This window comes from Enterobacter cloacae complex sp. ESBL7, from assembly GCF_041679625.1.
GTDB lineage: Bacteria > Pseudomonadota > Gammaproteobacteria > Enterobacterales > Enterobacteriaceae > Enterobacter > Enterobacter asburiae_B.
Genome location: NZ_JBGORN010000001.1, coordinates 52,006 through 68,660, shown reverse-complemented (window position 1 = coordinate 68,660; position 16,655 = coordinate 52,006). Strand labels below are relative to the sequence as shown.

13 protein-coding genes are annotated in these 16,655 nt (G+C 56.9%); 3 read left to right on the top strand and 10 right to left on the bottom strand.

The genetic code is table 11. The features are described from left to right. Positions 1 to 10: 10 nt before the first annotated feature. Positions 11 to 1,231 carry a peptide antibiotic transporter SbmA gene (gene sbmA, locus ACERY3_RS00330; protein ID WP_033144739.1) on the bottom strand — a complete coding sequence of 407 codons (1,221 nt, stop codon included), beginning with the start codon at positions 1,229 to 1,231 and terminating at the stop codon, positions 11 to 13. A 115-nt stretch (positions 1,232 to 1,346) separates the two neighbouring features. Then, on the bottom strand, positions 1,347 to 1,880 hold the full coding sequence (locus ACERY3_RS00325) for an isochorismatase family protein (protein ID WP_033144738.1): 534 nt from the start codon (positions 1,878 to 1,880) through the stop codon (positions 1,347 to 1,349). 204 nt (positions 1,881 to 2,084) lie between these two features. Here ACERY3_RS00325 and ampH point away from each other — a divergent pair, with 204 nt between their 5' ends. Next, the gene (ampH, locus tag ACERY3_RS00320) at positions 2,085 to 3,245 is read left to right on the top strand and encodes a D-alanyl-D-alanine-carboxypeptidase/endopeptidase AmpH (RefSeq protein WP_039263885.1); all 1,161 of its coding nucleotides are present in this window, start codon (positions 2,085 to 2,087) and stop codon (positions 3,243 to 3,245) included. 2 nt (positions 3,246 to 3,247) lie between these two features. Here ampH and ACERY3_RS00315 read toward each other — a convergent pair whose 3' ends face one another. Together ACERY3_RS00315 and ACERY3_RS00310 are read right to left on the bottom strand one after the other, a co-directional pair. Then, entirely contained in the window at positions 3,248 to 3,871 is a 624-nt protein-coding gene (locus tag ACERY3_RS00315) for a helix-turn-helix domain-containing protein (protein WP_033144736.1), read from the bottom strand. A gap of 95 nt (positions 3,872 to 3,966) precedes the next feature. Then, on the bottom strand, positions 3,967 to 6,741 hold the full coding sequence (locus ACERY3_RS00310; protein WP_373224857.1) for an autotransporter outer membrane beta-barrel domain-containing protein: 2,775 nt from the start codon (positions 6,739 to 6,741) through the stop codon (positions 3,967 to 3,969). 451 nt (positions 6,742 to 7,192) lie between these two features. Here ACERY3_RS00310 and hemB point away from each other — a divergent pair, with 451 nt between their 5' ends. Together hemB and ACERY3_RS00300 are read left to right on the top strand one after the other, a co-directional pair. Further along, positions 7,193 to 8,167: a porphobilinogen synthase gene (hemB, locus tag ACERY3_RS00305; protein WP_028017695.1), complete on the top strand. Its 975-nt coding sequence runs from the start codon at positions 7,193 to 7,195 to the stop codon at positions 8,165 to 8,167. Positions 8,168 to 8,294: 127 nt separating this feature from the next. Beyond that, positions 8,295 to 10,019, top strand: a complete 1,725-nt coding sequence (locus ACERY3_RS00300; RefSeq protein WP_033144733.1) for a lysophospholipid acyltransferase family protein — start codon at positions 8,295 to 8,297, stop codon at positions 10,017 to 10,019. A gap of 69 nt (positions 10,020 to 10,088) precedes the next feature. Here ACERY3_RS00300 and tauD read toward each other — a convergent pair whose 3' ends face one another. From tauD to mmuP, 6 genes are all read right to left on the bottom strand, one after another. Further along, entirely contained in the window at positions 10,089 to 10,940 is an 852-nt protein-coding gene (tauD, locus tag ACERY3_RS00295) for a taurine dioxygenase (protein ID WP_373224856.1), read from the bottom strand. Then, positions 10,937 to 11,764, bottom strand: a complete 828-nt coding sequence (gene tauC / locus ACERY3_RS00290) for a taurine ABC transporter permease TauC (RefSeq protein WP_010427972.1) — start codon at positions 11,762 to 11,764, stop codon at positions 10,937 to 10,939. The genes tauD and tauC overlap by 4 nt, the downstream gene beginning before the upstream one ends. Beyond that, positions 11,761 to 12,528, bottom strand: coding sequence for a taurine ABC transporter ATP-binding subunit (tauB, locus tag ACERY3_RS00285; protein ID WP_335279892.1), 768 nt, complete (start codon positions 12,526 to 12,528; stop codon positions 11,761 to 11,763). The genes tauC and tauB overlap by 4 nt, the downstream gene beginning before the upstream one ends. 10 nt (positions 12,529 to 12,538) lie before the next feature. Then, complete coding sequence (gene tauA / locus ACERY3_RS00280; RefSeq protein ID WP_023293188.1) at positions 12,539 to 13,501, bottom strand: taurine ABC transporter substrate-binding protein; 963 nt, start codon at positions 13,499 to 13,501, stop codon at positions 12,539 to 12,541. A 610-nt stretch (positions 13,502 to 14,111) separates the two neighbouring features. Beyond that, positions 14,112 to 15,044, bottom strand: a complete 933-nt coding sequence (gene mmuM, locus ACERY3_RS00275; protein ID WP_373224855.1) for a homocysteine S-methyltransferase — start codon at positions 15,042 to 15,044, stop codon at positions 14,112 to 14,114. Next, positions 15,031 to 16,431 (bottom strand): S-methylmethionine permease, encoded by a 1,401-nt coding sequence (gene mmuP / locus ACERY3_RS00270; RefSeq protein ID WP_023334652.1) that lies wholly within the window; start codon positions 16,429 to 16,431, stop codon positions 15,031 to 15,033. The genes mmuM and mmuP overlap by 14 nt, the downstream gene beginning before the upstream one ends. Between the last annotated feature and the right edge of the window lie 224 nt (positions 16,432 to 16,655).

Genomic DNA, 16,655 nt, shown 5'->3' with positions numbered 1-16,655 from the left:
ACTTCCTGTATTAGCTAAATGTGTTGGTGACTTCCTGCAGGTCACGATCGTCCAGCTCACGTTCAAAACTGCGCAGACGTTTGTAGATGGACATCAGTTCTACCAGGGTGGTCCAGGAGCTGATCAGGTACTGGAACGACCCGCGAACCTGACCGAAAACGTTGGTGATCTGCGTCATCAGACCGAGCGTAATCGTACCCGCAACAATCGACGGGAACAGCAGGAACAAACCGAAAACGTTATCCACCTGCAGATACAAAATACGGGCAATGTTGAAATACATATAGTGGAAGTAGAGTCGGAAGTAGTTACGACGCACGGCGCCAAACAGCTCGCGGACGGTTGGCGGCGAGGCGCGGTTGGCGTCATCTTCGCCGTAAACCAGTTCTTTACGGTAAGCGGCTTCCACGCGTTGATTTTTAAACTCCAGGCCCGGCAGTTTGATCCCCACCACCGCCAGCAGGCCCGTGCCCATCAGCGACCAGACGATCGCGGCAATCACCAGACCATAAGGAATATGGCCGACAATCGGCAGATCCGGCACGTGCGCCGAGAGCGTCACCAGCACCGGCAGGAAGGCGATTAGCGTCATGATGGCGTTGATAAAGCTGACGCCCATGTCTTCAAGGGTGGAGGCAAAACGCATGGTGTCTTCCTGCACACGCTGTGCGGCACCTTCGATATGGCGCAGGTGCTGCCAGTGCGCCATATAATGTTCGTTCATCGCGGTACGCCAGCGGAAAACGTAGTGGCTGACGAAGAAGTTGTTCATCACGCCGATAATCACCGCAATAAGGGCGATACCGAGGAAGACGCCTACTTCATGATAGAACTGGTTGATGGTCACCTTATGCGGCGAGCTCAGCGCGGTCTGGATCAGATCGTAGAATGGCGCATACCAGGCGTTAACCGCCACGCCCACCTCCACGAGGAACCAGGTGACAAAGATAATTAGCGATGTGCCGAGGATAGACCAGTACTGCCAGCGGTGCGGAGAATACATAAACCAGAACAGGGCAAACAGCCCTACGCACACCGTGTAGTAGGCGTAAAACAGCAGATAGCTGAGCGACCAGAAGCGCGCGGCGCTAATCGGCACCTCGCCCGTTGCTCCCGTGATGCGCGTCAGCCATGCGCCGCCGCCCGCCTGCCAGAAAATGACAGCGATGAGTGCCCAAATAAATGCCGACAGGAAAAAAGGCCCCGGCTTTGGGAAAAAAGACTTAAACATAATGCTTCCTTCTTGTTGTTATGGCTGTTGCTGTGCACAACACGTTACCACACGAAAAACCTGCCCGAGCCAGCCTCCCGACTCAGGCAAAAAGGTCAGACCCGAGGGTTGATTATTAGTTCGCTTTCCAGTTTTCGAGAATTGTTTCGGTGCGTTTCACCGCGAGAGGATTCGCCGGCGCGATGAAGTTACGCCAGACGTCGTTGTGGTGGTTAATCAGGATCCGCGCATCTGCCGCCGGGCGATTGGCGGTAGTATGGGCATCTTCCGCCACGGTGATGTGATAACCCCGGCTGACGCCGTTCTTGATCGTCGCATCGACGCAGTAATCGGTGGCGCAGCCGCAGATGACAAACTCGCGAATGCCCTGCTCACGCAGCAGCGCCTCAAGCACGGTGTTATAGAAGGCATCACAGGCGGTTTTGGTCACATACAGCGCGTCAGCTGGCTGATGGAGTTCAGGCAGTAGCGCAAACCCTTCACTTCCCTCTTCCAGGCCCCCTGCCTCGGTATGCTGAATAAAAATGACCTTGTCGGCTGCCTGCGTAAGCTGGTTGATCAGAGAGACACATTTTTCGCGCTGATGACGAGGGGTTTCAAATACCCCGTTCTGCATATCGACAACCATAACCACACGCTTCTCAGACATACCGTTCTCCGTAAGATTGAGTGACACTGGTGCCTATCATAAGCCCGATGTCACAAAATGGGAGATGGCTCGTAAGTAAATTGTTCATATTTACCCATGGTTACGTTTTTCTCGCTATCGTTATGCAATTCGGGGCATTGCGCGGTACCGATTAGTAGTATAAATACCCATTACTTTCTTCATTCACTTCATGGATGCTTTTCGTTGAAACGTTGTCTGCTCTCTTTTGCCGCGCTGTGTGCGGTGAGCTTTTCTACCGCCCAGGCAGCCCAACCGCTGACGGCGCCCGTTTTAGCTTCAGATATTGCCGATCGCTACGCGAACCTTATCTATTACGGCAGCGGCGCGACCGGGATGGCGATGGTCGTCATCGACGGCAACCAGCGTGTATTCCGCAGCTTTGGCGAGACGCGCCCAGGAAATAACGTTCACCCGCAGCTGGATTCCGTTATTCGCATCGCGTCCTTAACCAAGCTGATGACCAGCGAAATGCTGGTGAAACTGCTCGATCAGGGCGTGGTAAAACTCGACGACCCGCTCAGCAAATACGCGCCTCCAGGCGCCCGGGTTCCAACCTGGCAGGGTACGCCGATTCGGCTTGTGAACCTTGCCACCCACACCAGCGCCCTGCCGCGTGAGCAGCCAGGCGGGGCGGCGCACCGTGACGTATTTGTCTGGCCAACGCGCGACCAGCGCTGGAGCTACCTGAGTACCGCCACGCTGAAGGCGGCGCCGGGTTCGCAGGCCTCTTATTCAAACCTGGCCTTTGACCTGCTGGCGGACGCCCTTTCAACGGCGGCTGGCAAACCCTATACGCAGCTGTTCGAAGAGCAGATAACCCGTCCGCTGGGTATGAAAGACACCACCTTTACCCCGTCTCCGGATCAGTGCCGTCGCCTGATGGTGGCGGAGAAAGGCGCTAGTCCCTGTAATAACACGCTGGCGGCCGTGGGCAGCGGCGGGGTCTATTCCACGCCTGGCGACATGATGCGCTGGATGCAACAGTTCCTTTCCTCAGATTTCTACGCACGCAGCAGCCAGGCCGATCGCATGCAGACCCTGATTTATCAGCGCACTCAGCTGCAACGCGTCATCGGGATGGACGTGCCGGGTAAAGCCGACGCGCTCGGTATGGGCTGGGTCTATATGGCTCCGAAAAATGGCCGTCCGGGTATTATTCAGAAAACCGGCGGCGGTGGTGGATTCATCACCTATATGGCCATGATCCCGCAGTCAAACGTGGGCGCATTTGTGGTGGTCACCCGCTCCCCGCATACGCGTTTCGTCAATATGAGTGACGGGATTAATAACTTAGTGGCTGAGCTGAGCGCCAATAAAGCCCAGGTTCTCACCGCGTCTAACTAATTTTAATATTCCGTGGGCAAGCGGTTGATGCTGACCAGCTTGCCCCGGCTCATGTTGATATAGTTTCCCTGCCTCAGGGCGGCAAGCACCTCGGCAACAACGGACCGTGAAATTCGTGTGCTCTGTTGAATATGATTCATCACACCGATTTTTGAACGCAGCGTTTCATCCCATTCCGCCATATTCAGCAGCATCGAGCGGATCTGGTGATAGGAATTATTTCCCACCAGCTGCTTATCGCGTTTCTCAAGAATGTAAGTTATCCAGGATAACCAGCAGAAGGCCTCTTTCCAGAGTGAATACTGCTGGATGAGTTGACGGGTGGTTTCCGTGGGCAAATAAAAACCGGTACAGGCCGTTTTAGCAATTACCCTGTATTCGTGAGAGTGATTAATCACCACCGTAGATAGCCCGAATATAAAAGGGGCAGTCGCAATCCCCACCAGTAATTCATCAGAAGTTCGATAAACCTCAATAACGCCGGTTTGTAATACGATCGTACAAGGCTCATTCCATTCCCCTGACGTAATTAATTGCTGGGGCGCACATGTAAAAGGGGTACTGGCCGCTGTTAAATACTGTTCGAGCCGGCGTAATTCAGAAAGCGGTTTCGCATTAACGTTCATGCAGACCTCAAGTCATCCGTATTTGTCGGTTCAATATTATTTTTATTGCTTCTATAAAAAGCGGGGGAGATAACCACTCCCCCCGCTTTTATTCATTACCAGGTATATTTCACTCCCAGATTTGCGCCCCAGTTCTGATCAACGTCGCCGCCGCCCAGATAAGTGGCATCGGTGTACGCACTGAAGTTCTTCGTGAAGCTGAACTGGGTGCCCAGCCCTACCCGCACAGCGGAGCCTTTCACGCCGTTATCAATGCTGTCACCGTTAATATCGGCATTGTTATCGGCATCGTCATAGACGTAGGCCAGTTTGAAGTAAGGCGTCAGAGCCTGTTCGCCGCCGTAGTTGAAGGTGTAACCCGTATCAACACCGAGTTCATAACGCAGGCTATCGTAAGATTGCCCATCGACGCGCATGTCATTGCTCAGACGATAATCATCGCCAGACTGGAACAGGCCAGATACGGCTGCATATGGCGTAACGTAGCCAGAGAGGTTTGGCTTCCAGTCATAGCCCAGCTTCAGCCCAAAACCAACAGCATCATTCGTGGTATTGCCGTCAACATACTTACCGTTGCTCATGTTGGCAGAGAGATCGCTGTTGAAGCGGGTGTAGCTCAGGGAGCTGTCGAGGAACAGATCGTTCATGAACTTCGCTGACGCATAGATCATCGCTGTCTGGCTATCCTGATCGACCTGACCGGTACGATCGCTGGTATCACCCTTCGCGAAACCTGCCGCACCACCGACGATCCACTTCGCGTTATTACCGTCAATCTGGGTGTCCAGACCCACCATAATACCACTCACGTCCTGATCGTAGCTGATAACGCCATTGTCACCGTCGAAGTTGCCACCGAAGTAGCTCACCCACGCCCCGCCGTTATCCGCCAGGCCGTGACGGCTGTTGGTCAGACGCGTGCCGACGGTATCCTGCTGCAGATTCCAGATATTGGTATTGGCAGATGGGATGCTCAGCGCCATGTTGGCAGAGTCGGTCAGCTCTTTCTGCTGGAGTACAACGGCGTCACCCTGCTGCTGCGCCTGATAGGTGTAAGCACCTAAATCGGCTTTGTTTGCGGCAGTAAAGCTGGCTGTGGTATCCGCGTTATTGTCATAGACGCGAATAATCTCTTTGTTTTTGTAATCGGCAACGGAACCCGCACCGGTCGCATCGTCGATGCGCACCTGGTAGTTACCTGCAACGTCACCGTTTACTGACAGATGGCCATTAGAGTTAATCGCCACAACACCGTAGTCGTAATCGGCATTGTACTTATCGTTAGTGATATAGCGTGCGTTGTTCAGATCGCTGTTCAGGACGTAATCACGGCTGGCAACGTTCAGCACCCCGCCATCGGTCAGTTCCATATTGTGCGTATCAACCTGACCCAGCCCCAGCGCCAGCTCAGCACCGTTATCCACGGTGATGGTGTTGGCATACAGTTCGGCCGTTTCTTCCGTCAGTGCCGCACGGCTATAGCTGTCCAGATACAGATGGTCGGTCGCCACAGCACCGCTGTCTCCAATATTCATTGATGAAGCATTGGTCAGAGTGATGGAGTCCGCCAGCAGATCAGAGTCTTCAACGTTAACCTGAGACTGGTTGTTTACCGTCAGCGTGTCGATGTTTGAAAGCTTGCGGGTATCCCACTCAGAGCCATTATCCAGCGCGATGTTAAACAGCCCGCTCTGATACACAGCTTCACCCGTAACGTGTCCGTTGCTGTCATAAATGGAATCCGGCCAAATGCTGTTAGGGGATAAGCTACTCCAGTCTACGTTGCTGTAGCCCAGACCATACATCTGCGCTGGGCCGATAGCCTCGACGCTGGACTGTGCTGCGCCGACCCATTTGCTGCCGTTGGTCAGGGTGACATCCAGCTTATCGGTGCCATCCCAGCCGTTAGTGGTTGGGTTATAGACACCGTCTGCACTCGTATCCGTTGCCGGATCGCCGTTCGGATAGAAGTTGTTGTCGAAGGTGCTGGAGAACAGAATATCACCAGTAACGGTGGAATGATCGAACGTGGCAGTGGTCTGCATTGCGTTATCAGACGCGCTAGCGGCAACGATCAGCGCCGCATCATCTGCTGCCGTGGCATTCGTTTCACCGTAGTCGCTCGGCTTCGCGGTTTGACCGTAGAACCCGCTGGTCCCCAGATCGCGGTACGCGCCTGAGGTCAGAACGGAGTCTTTCACCACCAGCGTGTCGGTAAATACTTTGCTGCTGTTGGCTACGCCTTCCACACCGTCGTAAGGAGTGTTATCCGGCTCCTGATAACCCTGCGTCAGGGTAATACCGGCAATGTGGGAATTGTTCTGGATAACAATATCGGACTCCACATCCAGGGTAATCGCATTACCCAGATTATACGTGTCCAGATAGTGTCTTTCCGTATTTTCCCCATTCACGACGTCATACGCATAATGCTCATAGGTGTCGTTAATGGTGGAATTATCTACGGTCAGGCTTAAACGATCGTATTGAGAATGGTTGGTGCCATCGGTATCCAGGCCATCAGCACACGAGGAGGTCATACATTCAGAGGTAATCATGCCATTAATGGTGCTGTTGGAAATGCTTAACGCATTCGCCCGACCATTAATGCCATCATCCAGATAGTATGTTGAAATAACACCATTCACGGTGCTTTTATTAATCACCGGATAAATATCACCGTCATGGGTCGCGTCTGAGTAATCCCAGTCGGCATAGCCATAATACCAGGGAGTGGAAACGGTATTATCGTATCCGAATGTATTATATGTCGTACCGGAAATATCCTTCGCATTGGCCTGAGAAGCGATAGCCAGGGTGCAGGCTAATGCAAGTTGAGATACAACGAGTTTCTTTTTCCATGTTTGCATTGGGTCATCCCTCCTCAGGGACGTAAGCAAGTTTGTCCATCAATGATTTTGCAATGTTTAATTGCGGAGGGAATTATGCATTTTCATTTCGAAAAGGTTCAATGAATGTTTCCATTAAGTCCGTATCCAGACTAATAACACATCAAAACCGAGAAAGCATCTGTCACTACAGATAAATATTATAAAAACAAAGCATTAAAATACAGACAAAACAATAAGACACATATAAAAATAAATAATGAATCATTTCCAATGATGTTTTCTATTTAATATAAAAACAATATGAATAACTCATCTCCATTTCGGCGTTATACTGCCCTGCATTATATATTGATGCCAGAAAGCCAGACCCATCACATTTTACAAAAATAAAATGCCCACTTTTACCAAAACACCTGTCTTCACTTTGAGGTACACTAGCCTTCTTTGTTCCACAAACATCAGGCATACCATGACCGATTTAATTGCACGTCCCCGCCGCCTGCGCAAGTCACCTGCACTGCGCGCTATGTTTGAAGAGACAACCCTGACCTTAAACGATCTGGTGTTGCCGATTTTTGTCGAAGAAGAGATCGATGACTACAAAGCCATCGAAGCCATGCCGGGCGTAATGCGCATTCCGGAGAAATATCTGGCGCGTGAGATTGAACGCATCGCCAACGCGGGGATCCGCTCGGTGATGACCTTCGGCATCTCTCACCATACCGATGCCACCGGCAGCGACGCGTGGAAAGAAGATGGCCTCGTCGCCCGCATGTCGCGCATCTGCAAAGAGACCGTGCCGGAAATGGTGGTAATGTCAGACACCTGCTTCTGCGAATATACCTCTCACGGCCACTGCGGCGTGCTGTGCGATCACGGCGTGGACAACGATGCCACCCTGCTGAACCTCGGCAAACAGGCGGTCGTGGCTGCCGCTGCGGGTGCGGACTTCATCGCGCCCTCTGCCGCAATGGACGGACAGGTTCAGGCGATCCGTCAGGCGCTGGACGCGGCGGGCTTTACCGACACCGCCATCATGTCTTACTCCACCAAATTTGCCTCCTCCTTCTACGGTCCGTTCCGCGAAGCTGCGGGCACGGCGCTGAAGGGCGATCGTAAAACCTATCAGATGAACCCGCTGAACCGTCGGGAAGCGATTCGCGAATCCCTGCTCGATGAAGCCCAGGGCGCAGACTGCCTGATGGTGAAACCAGCGGGCGCGTACCTTGATATCCTGCGCGACATCCGCGAGCGCACCGAGCTGCCATTGGGCGCTTACCAGGTCAGCGGCGAGTACGCGATGATCAAATTCGCCGCGCTGGCCGGTGCGATTGACGAAGAGAAAGTGGTCCTCGAAAGCCTCGGCGCCATCAAACGCGCAGGCGCGGATCTGATCTTCAGCTACTTCGCGCTGGATCTGGCCGAGAAGAAAATCCTGCGTTAATCCGCTCTAGCGCCGGGTAGCGGCTTCACCTTACCCGGCCTGCTCTCTGCGCTAATCTTCACCAAACTGCAATACAACCGACATCTGCTCCTTCTACTGTCTTCGCAAGACGGCAGGAGGAGTAACCATGTTTAGCCTCGATAGCGTTCTCGACGATCTTTGGCCTCAGGCGAGGCCTGCACCCTGGCAAAAAAGTCTGTTAAAAAGACTGTTTTACGAAGACGAATTTCAGCAATTTGCCGCAGCACACCGCCACCTGAAAGGACTGGATATGGTGGAGCAAGTTCTGGAACACCTTGATATTCTCTGCACCGTTTCCGCCCGCGATCTTGAACAAATCCCCGAACATGGCCCGCTGGTCATTATTGCCAACCACCCGACGGGTACGCTGGACGGTCTGGCGCTGATGTACGCCGTCTCCCGCGTGCGACGCGACGTTAAAGTCGTGACCAACCGGATGCTAACCCACCTTGAGCCCCTCAGCTCGCTGTTTATTCCGGTGGACAATATGGGCGGCAGGACGGCGAAATCGTCGCTGGTGCAGATGGAACAGCATCTGCAAAACGCAGGCGTGCTGATCTTCTTCCCGGCCGGAGAAGTTTCCCGCCCCACGCGCAAAGGCATTCGCGACAAAAAGTGGCACTCTGGCTTTATCAAACTCGCCAGCAAGCTGCGCGCCCCGCTGCTGCCGGTGCATATTCAGGCGCATAACAGCCTGCTCTTCTATGCCAGCACGCTGGTCTCCCCGACGCTGTCGATGCTGTTGCTGATGCAGCAGATGTTCCGCCGCCGCCATAGCCAGCTGCCGATTAAAATCGGCCAGCAGATTGCCTGGCATCACTGGCACAGCGCCACCCTTTCGTCGCGTGAGATGGCCGAACAGTGCCGTCAGCATGTGATGCGTCTTGGCAAGGGATTGCCTGGCGTCTTTAAAACCCAGTGCGCCATTGCCCGTCCGGAAGACCGGGCCACCCTGAAACGCGCGCTGGCGCAGGCCGAATGTCTGGGCAATACCAGCGACGGTAAAACCATCTATCTTTGGCAGCGCAACGGTCAGGAAGACGCCCCGCTGTTGCGCGAGCTGGGCCGCCTGCGCGAGATTGCCTTTCGCGCGGTCGAGGAAGGGAGCGGCAAACGCCGTGACACCGACTGCTACGATGATGATTATCTGCACCTGATCCTGTGGGATGATGAGGATCTGGAGATCGTCGGCGCGTATCGCTTTATGCCGACCGCCAGACAGGTTGAACGTCGCGGTCTGGAAGGGTTGTACAGCTATAGCCTGTTCCACTACGACGACAAAATGCAGGACGTGCTGGAGCACGGTATTGAGCTGGGGCGCAGCTTTATTCAGCCGCGCTACTGGGGACGCCGTGGCCTGGACTATTTATGGTCCGGCATTGGGGCCTACCTGGCGCGTTATCCGAACTACCGCTACCTGTTTGGCCCGGTCTCCATTTCCGGCGGCTTACCGCCTGCCGCGCGGGATCTGCTGGTGGCCTTTTATCGCCTGTGGTTCCCGGCAACGCATCCGCTCGCCGCGTCACGTCAGCCGTATCCCGCATCGCTGCCGGACGTGCTCGCGCAGTTTGGCGGCGTGGATTACGTGGACGATCTGACAAAGCTGAAATCCCTGCTCGGCAATCTTGGGTGCGGCATTCCGCCGCTCTACAAGCAGTATTCCGAGCTTTGCGAACCCGGCGGCGTGCAGTTTATTGATTTTGGCAGCGACCCGGCGTTTAACGACTGCGTCGACGGACTGGTACTGGTGGATTTGTGTTACCTGAAGGCGAACCGGTATCAGCGGTATATTGAGGCGCATTTAATACCCTCACCCCAGCCCTCTCCCTAAAAGGGAGAGGGTGAAAACCGCACCGGGCAGTCCCCTCGCCCCTTTGGGGAGAGGGTTAGGGTGAGGGGATCAAGGCGCACGATAAAACGGCTTATCCCCCAGGATCGTCGCCCGCTGCATAACCCGGCGCTGCGGAAGATAGTCCGCATTGGCATAGTGCTGCGTCACGCGGTTATCCCAGATCGCCAGGTCATTCTCCTGCCAGCGCCAGCGCACCTGAAACTCCGGCTTAGTGACATGCGCGAACAGGAATCCCAGCAGCGCCTCACTCTCTTTCTCGGACACGTCCACAATGCGCGTCGTGAACCCTTCGTTCACGAACAGCGCCTGCTTGCCCGTGACCGGATGGGTCCGCACCACCGGGTGCAGCAGCGGAGGATGCTTCGCAACCGCCTCCTGCCAGCGCTGATGCTCCTCTTCCGTTTTACGGTACTTGTATTCCTGGAACGATTTTTTGAAGTCGTGCTCCGCCCGCAGACCGCTCAGCAGCGTCCGGAACGGCGCGGAGAGCGCCTCATACGCCGCAATGCCGCTGGTCCACAGCGTATCGCCGCCGGTTTCCGGCAGCAGCTTCGCCGCCAGAATCGCCCCAGCGGGCGGCGTCTCGATAAAGGTTACGTCGGTGTGCCAGTTGTCGTTATCCGGCGGGTTATCGTTGTGGGTGTCCAGCACGATAATCTCCTCCACGCCTTCCGCATGTGGATAGACGGGGTGGATATGCAGATCGCCAAAGCGCAGGGCCAGCGCGCGCTGCTGCTGCGGGGTGATCGCCTGTTCGCGCAGGAAAACGACCTGATGGCGCAGCACCGCGTGGTACAGCTGCTCGAACTGGTTATCGCTCAGCGGACGGGTCACATCCAGGCCCGACACCTGCGCGCCAATGTACGGCCCCAGCGGGGTAATGGTCAGACGTTCACTCATTGTATTTCTCCATGCCAGGGCGTCAGGCGGCGCTGTAACGCGCGCAGCCCCAGTTCTAATCCAAAGGCGATCGCGGCAATCACCGCGATCCCTGCCAGCACCACGTCAGTCGCCAGGAACTCTCCCGCCGACTGCACCATAAAGCCAAGGCCGCGCGTGGCCGCAATCAGCTCTGCCGCCACCAGCGTGGACCAGCCCACGCCGAGGCCGATGCGCAGCCCGGTTAAAATCTCCGGCAGCGCGCCCGGTAAAATCACGAACAGCAGCACCTGCGTGCGGCTGGCTCCCAGCGACTGCGCCGCGCGGATCCGCACCTGCTGGGCGCTCTTCACGCCCGCCAGCGCCGACATGGCAACCGGGGCGAAAATCGCCAGATAAATCAGCAGGATTTTTGACGTTTCACCGATGCCAAACCAGATAACCATCAGCGGCAGATAGGCCAGCGGCGGCACCGGGCGGTAAAGCTCAATCAGCGGGTCGAGAATACCGCGCACCGTCGGGCTCAGCCCCATCGCAATGCCCACGGGAATTCCGATGATGACGGCAGCCAGAAGCGCCACCAGAATACGCGCCAGACTGGCTCCAAGATGCTGCCAGAGCGTGGCATCCATAAAGCCCTGCGGCCCGGCGATGGTAATGAGTTTGGCCAGCACCTGGCCCGGCGGCGGCAGAAACAGCGGGCTGACCCACTGCTGGGCAGCAACCGCCCACCACACCGCCAGCAGCACCAGCAGCGTACCGACGCTCAACGTGATTTGGCGCGAGAAAGGCCAGCGCAGCGCCAGACGCGTGCGGCGCGTTTTTTCACTGAAGACGATGCTCATGAGAAAGCCTCCCGTTGTTCAAACACGCGGCTTAAGACGTATTCTCGCTGCTCGATAAACAGCGGATCGGATTTGATGCTGCGCACGGGCTCTCCCGCGACGTAGCGGCGGGCGAATTCCAGCGGCAAGCGCTCCAGCACGCGGCCCGGCCCCGGCGAGAGCAGCACCAGCTCCGTCGCCATAAACACCGCCTCTTCGATATCGTGGGTAATCAACAGCACCTGCTTGCCCGTCTCGTGCCACAGGCGCAGCAGCAGGGTTTGCATCTGCTCGCGGGTGAAGGCATCAAGCGCCCCGAACGGCTCGTCCAGCAGCAACAGCTGCGGATTCGCGGCCAGCGCGCGGGCAATACCGACGCGCTGACGCTGGCCGCCGGAAAGCTGCCAGATAAAGCGTTTTTCCGCCCCTTCCAGCCCCACTTTTTTCAGCATCGCCCGCGCCGTTTCCAGCCGCTGTTCGCGGTTGATGCCCGCAAGCTGTAGCCCAAACGCCACGTTTTCCTGCACGTTGCGCCAGGGAAGCAATCCTTCGTTCTGGAAGACCACGCCGCGCTCGGCGCCCGGGCCTTCCACCTTTTTGCCTTCCAGTTGGATGGTGCCATGCTGATAAGGGACAAACCCGGCGATCAGATTCAGCAGCGTGGTTTTTCCGCACCCGGACGGGCCCAGCACCACCAGCAGCTCACCGCTGTCCAGCGTCAGGTTGATGTCCTCCAGCGCGGGTTTCCCGCCGTAATCGGCGTACAGGTTCGTAATATTCAGCATGGCGGACTCCTTATTTCACAAAACGATCGGTCACGTACTGGCTGTAATCCGCCGCTACCGCAGGCACTTTGCCCTGCTCTTTCAGGAAGGTGGCGGTATCCACAATCGCTTTGTTCACCGGCCCGGTCAGCTGCTGCACCTGCTGCGCGGGGGTCAGATAGGTATTGCCTTTCACCAGCCCCGGCACGTCCGCTTCCGGCACGCCGCTCAGGCGGGAGAGTTTTTCCAGGTTGGCGGGCTGCTTCAGCCATTCATCCGGGTTAGAGATGTACGGCTGCTGGGCGTCAATCGCGCTTTTGGCGAAGGCTTTCACCACTTCGGGATGTTTCTCGGCAAAGTCTTTGCGCACGACCCACACGTCGAGTGTTGGCGCGCCCCACTGGCCCACTTTTTCAGAGTCGGTCAGCACGGTGCCGTCTTTTTCCAGTTCGTTCACTGCCGGAGCCCAGACGTAAGCCCCGTCAATATCCCCGCGCTGCCAGGCGGCGATAATCGCCGGCGGCTGCAGGTTGATGATTTGTACCTGACCCGGCTTGATGCCCCAGTGTTTCAGCGCCGCCAGCAGGCTGTAGTGGGTTGTTGAGATAAACGGCACGGCGATGCGTTTGCCGATCAGATCTTCCGGTTTGGTGATGTTTTTCTTCACCACCAGCGCTTCAGAGTTACCGAGCTGCGAGGCGAGCAGGAAAACCTCGATCGGCACCTGCTGGCTGGCCGCAACCGCCAGCGGGCTGGATCCGATATTGCCGATCTGCACGTCGCCGGAGGCTAACGCACGCACAACGGACGCCCCGCTGTCGAACTTGCGCCAGTCGACTTTCGCGCCGCTCTCTTTGGCAAAGGTGTTGTCCGCCTGCGCGACTTTCGCCGGTTCCGCAGAAGTTTGATACGCGACGGTGACGTCCACCGCCTGCGCCTGAAATGCCCACAGCGCCAGTGCGCCGAGAAGTGTGATTCGCGATGAAATTGCCATAGTGCCTGCTCCCCTTGTTGTTATGAGGGCAGTATTTCCGGCGCGGGAATTTTGATAAAGGAATAAAAATGAATCGCTCATAACGATTCGTTTTTAGATAAAAAGCGGGAAAGGATAGCGAATTTTGTGCGGTTCGTTTTTTTCCCTCTCCCCGTGGGCGGAGGGTTACCCAGTAATTTTTTCACCTGAAGCGATGCATGTGGTATCTGGAAAATAAATGGCTTAAAGCGATGTTTCGGTCCGGCTGTAAATCGCCGAAGCGTTTCCGTAAGGCCGGGGCGAGGCGCACGGATGCGCCGAGAGGGCGTGGCCTGCAGGGATGCAGGCTCATGCCCGACCCGATAGCCTGAAGGAATAAGCTGAGGGCACCGCGAAGCGGCGATTTACCGCCGGGAGCCCGGGTCGCCAAGGCGGCGATTGAGCCGCCCTGGCACGTTCACAGGCCATGTCGTTACAAAGTAGCAAGGAACATGAAGTGAACGGAATGACCACCACAGCTGTATGTTCCCCCTCACCCCAGCCCTCTCCCTTAAGGGAGAGGGAGCCGTCCGTGGAGGTATTATTATGCGGGGGTCCCTCAGCCCCGTGGGAGAGGGTCAGGGTGAGGGCATCAGCGCTGCGCGTTCAGCTCAGCAATGTCTTTCGGCGTGGTGCGACAGCATCCGCCAATCAGCCTAGCCCCGGCAGCCAGCCACTGCGGCAGATACCCTACCAGCGTCTCGCACGCTTCACCGTGGTGGTGCCAGGTTTTGGTTACCGCGTCATAATGCTCGCCCGAGTTCGGATAGACCACCAGCGGCAGCGACGTCAGGCTTTGCAGATGCTTCAGCGCCGCCGAAGTGTTTTCCAGGGCGATGCAGTTAATGCCCAGCGCGACAATCTGCGGAGAGTTTGCCAGCGCGCTGACCACCTCGCGCAGCGGCGTGCCGTCGCTCAGGTGTTCGCTGTCGCGCAGGGTAAAGGAGAACCACGCCCGGGCGCGGGGGTACCCGGCCAGAAGCGCCGCCAGCGCCTTGATCTCCACAAACGAAGGCAGCGTTTCGCAGGCCAGCAGGTCAGCGCCCGCATCCAGCAGCGCTTCCACGCGCCGGCGGTGGAAGGCAGTAAACTCCCCGGCGCTGCGCACGTAGTCGCCGCGATATTCTGAGCCATCCGCCAGATACGCGCCATACGGCCCAACAGATCCCGCCACCAGCAGCGTGCCCGCGTGCGGGTTTTCGGCCAGGTACGCTTCGCGCGCCTTACGCGCCAGCTCCACGCTTTTACCGATCAGCGCGCGGGACTGCGCTTCGTCCAGACCGCGCGCCGCAAACCCCGCAGGCGTGGCCTGATAGCTGGCGGTGATCGCCACCTGTGCCCCAGCCCGGTAGTAATCGAGATGCACTTCACGGATGAGTTCCGGGTTTTCCACCAGCACTTTGGCTGACCAGAGGCTGTCTGCCAGGTTACAGCCGCGCGCTTCCAGCTCCGTCGCCATCGCGCCATCAAGCACCACAAACGGCTGTTTTTCAAGGATGGCGGTAAGCGGGTTATTCTGCGACATGTTCAGGCTCCTGCGATGTCATATTTCGGGTCAGGTAGTACGCACCATAACACAGGGCGACAAACGGAAGCCCGCAATAAAGGGCAATGCGCTGGCTTGGGTCAAACCACAGGCCGACACAGGCCACCACGCAGAGGATAAAACCGAGCACCGGCACCAGCGGATACCACGGCGCGCGGTACTGCAGCGCAGAGAGCGGCTGGCCGGACTGCAGATGACGGCGACGGAAAACGAAGTGCGACGCGCAGATGCTGATCCACACCGCCACCACCGCAAAGCCAGAAATCGCGGAGAGCGCGACAAACACCGTGTCCGGGGCCACGACGCTTGAGAACAGCGCCAGCACGCCGCCGAGCATAGAAACCGAGAGCGCCGTCAGCGGCACGCCGTTTTTGTTCACGCGGGCAAAGCAGCGCGGCAGCGTTTTCTCGTTCGACAGCGACCACAGCATGCGCCCGGAAGCGTACAGTCCCGAGTTCGCCGCCGAGAGGATCGCCGTCAGGATCACGAAGTTAACGATGTCAGCCGCGTAAGGAATACCGACCTTTTCAAACACCAGCACGAACGGGCTCTTTTCCACGCCCGCCTGCTGCATCGGGATCAGCGCCGCCAGCACAAACACGGTGCCGATAAAGAAGATAATCAGGCGCGCAATGGTGGTGCGGATCGCAACCGGAATCACCTTGTGCGGATTTTCCGTTTCGCCCGCCGCGATACCGATGAGCTCCGTCCCGGAGAAGGCAAAGTTCACCGCCACCATGGTCATCAGGATCGGCAGGCCGCCGTGCGGGAACCAGCCTTCGGCGGTGATGTTGCTTAAGCCCGGCGCGGGGGAACCGTCCTGCATCGGGATAAAGCCAAAGACCGCCGCCCCGCCAAGGATAATAAAGGCGATGATGGTGATGACTTTCACCAGGGAGAACCAAAACTCGCCTTCCGCAAAAAAGCGCGTAGAGATGACGTTCAGGCCAAAAATCACCACGCAGAAGACCACGCACCAGGCCCAGACGGGCACCTGCGGGAACCAGTACTGCATGCAGAACCCCGCGGCGGTGAAGCTAGAGCCGAGCGCCACCGTCCAGGTGAGCCAGTAGAGCCACGCCACGGTATAGCCCGTCGCCGGGCCAAGATAGCGGGCGGCGTAGACGTGGAACGCGCCGGTTTCCGGCATCGCCACGGAAAGCTCGCCCAGACACTGCATCACCAGCCAGACCACCAGCGCGCCTATCAGGTACGCCAGCAGCGTGCCCGCCGCCCCGGTCGTTGAAATGATGTATCCGGTATTGAAGAATAACCCTGTCCCAATCACGCCACCCAGCGAGAGCATAATCAGGTGGCGCGTTTTCATGGTGCGCTTAAGCTGCCCATTTTCTTGTTGTGTTTGCATATTACCTTCTATACGTATGGACATCTAAACATCCAAAGAAGGTGTGTTATACCGCGATTGTTAATAAAAAGCTAGATGACCAGACGCAAACGGGCACGCCTCGCGCTGAGTCTGGGGTGGGTCGTGAGGATCACATAGAGAATCGGACGCCAGGCCATAAGCACCTCCGCAAGCAGATACTTACAGCATGGTGCGGGAAGCGGCGATCTTCGGTCAGTCGAAAG

Excerpts from the sequence above, each read along its gene's own strand:
- tauA (WP_023293188.1), bottom strand. The coding sequence starts at position 13,501 with ATGGCAATTTCATCGCGAATCACACTTCTCGGCGCACTGGCGCTGTGG.
- hemB (WP_028017695.1), top strand. The coding sequence starts at position 7,193 with ATGACCGATTTAATTGCACGTCCCCGCCGCCTGCGCAAGTCACCTGCA.
- tauD (WP_373224856.1), bottom strand. The coding sequence starts at position 10,940 with ATGAGTGAACGTCTGACCATTACCCCGCTGGGGCCGTACATTGGCGCG.
- mmuM (WP_373224855.1), bottom strand. The coding sequence starts at position 15,044 with ATGTCGCAGAATAACCCGCTTACCGCCATCCTTGAAAAACAGCCGTTT.
- tauC (WP_010427972.1), bottom strand. The coding sequence starts at position 11,764 with ATGAGCATCGTCTTCAGTGAAAAAACGCGCCGCACGCGTCTGGCGCTG.
- ACERY3_RS00310 (WP_373224857.1), bottom strand. The coding sequence starts at position 6,741 with ATGCAAACATGGAAAAAGAAACTCGTTGTATCTCAACTTGCATTAGCC.
- tauB (WP_335279892.1), bottom strand. The coding sequence starts at position 12,528 with ATGCTGAATATTACGAACCTGTACGCCGATTACGGCGGGAAACCCGCG.
- ACERY3_RS00325 (WP_033144738.1), bottom strand. The coding sequence starts at position 1,880 with ATGTCTGAGAAGCGTGTGGTTATGGTTGTCGATATGCAGAACGGGGTA.
- ACERY3_RS00300 (WP_033144733.1), top strand. The coding sequence starts at position 8,295 with ATGTTTAGCCTCGATAGCGTTCTCGACGATCTTTGGCCTCAGGCGAGG.
- mmuP (WP_023334652.1), bottom strand. The coding sequence starts at position 16,431 with ATGCAAACACAACAAGAAAATGGGCAGCTTAAGCGCACCATGAAAACG.
- ACERY3_RS00315 (WP_033144736.1), bottom strand. The coding sequence starts at position 3,871 with ATGAACGTTAATGCGAAACCGCTTTCTGAATTACGCCGGCTCGAACAG.
- sbmA (WP_033144739.1), bottom strand. The coding sequence starts at position 1,231 with ATGTTTAAGTCTTTTTTCCCAAAGCCGGGGCCTTTTTTCCTGTCGGCA.